This is a genomic window from Streptomyces sp. OR43, from assembly GCF_008042275.1.
Lineage (GTDB): Bacteria > Actinomycetota > Actinomycetes > Streptomycetales > Streptomycetaceae > Streptomyces.
The window spans coordinates 1-647 of record NZ_RDBK01000050.1 but is presented as its reverse complement, the minus strand read 5'-3'; the positions used below and the strand labels follow the sequence as shown (position 1 = coordinate 647).

2 pseudogenes are annotated in these 647 nt (G+C 67.1%); one reads left to right on the top strand and one right to left on the bottom strand.

Going from position 1 to position 647, the window contains the following annotated elements:
* A pseudogene (locus EAO72_RS40095) lies at positions 1-415 on the bottom strand (integrase core domain-containing protein); the annotation flags it as partial.
* On the opposite strand from EAO72_RS40095, the pseudogene EAO72_RS40090 reads away from it, so the two are divergent.
* Positions 365-647, top strand: a pseudogene (locus tag EAO72_RS40090) (DDE-type integrase/transposase/recombinase); the annotation flags it as partial. The pseudogenes EAO72_RS40095 and EAO72_RS40090 sit on opposite strands and share 51 nt — an antisense overlap.

The following is a 647-nucleotide window of genomic DNA, read 5'->3' as shown; positions in this document are numbered from 1 at the left end:
GCCCTGTGAGGTTGGGGACGCGGCTGGCGGGTGGTTTGCCGGCGAGCGCGGTGTGGCCGCGGTGGTGATTGTAGGAGTGGAGCCAGTAGGGGAAGGCGTCGCGTCGTTCCTGTTCTGATCGGTAGGGCTTTGCGTAGGCCCATTCGTCGAGCAGGGTGCGGTTGAGGCGTTCGACCTTGCCGTTGGTCTGTGGCCGGTAGGGCCGGGTTCGCTTGTGGGTGATCCCGGCCGCCGTCAGGGTCTCGCGCCAGAGGTAGGACTTGTAGCAGGCGCCGTTGTCGGTCAGGACCCGTTCGACGGTGATCCCGACGCCGGCGAAGTAGGCTTGTGCCCGTGTCCAGAAGGCGGTGGCGGTTTCCTTCTTCTCGTCCGTGTGGATCTCGCTGTAGGCGAGGCGGGAGTGGTCGTCGACGGCGGCGGCCACAAGGCCCTGGGCCGCCAGGCAGGCCGCAAGACCCGCTCCGGGGCCGGCTACAGCTACATCCACACCGCCGTCGACGACCACTCCCGCCTCGCCTACAGCGAGATCCACACGGACGAGAAGAAGGAAACCGCCACCGCCTTCTGGACACGGGCACAAGCCTACTTCGCCGGCGTCGGGATCACCGTCGAACGGGTCCTGACCGACAACGGCGCCTGCTACAAGT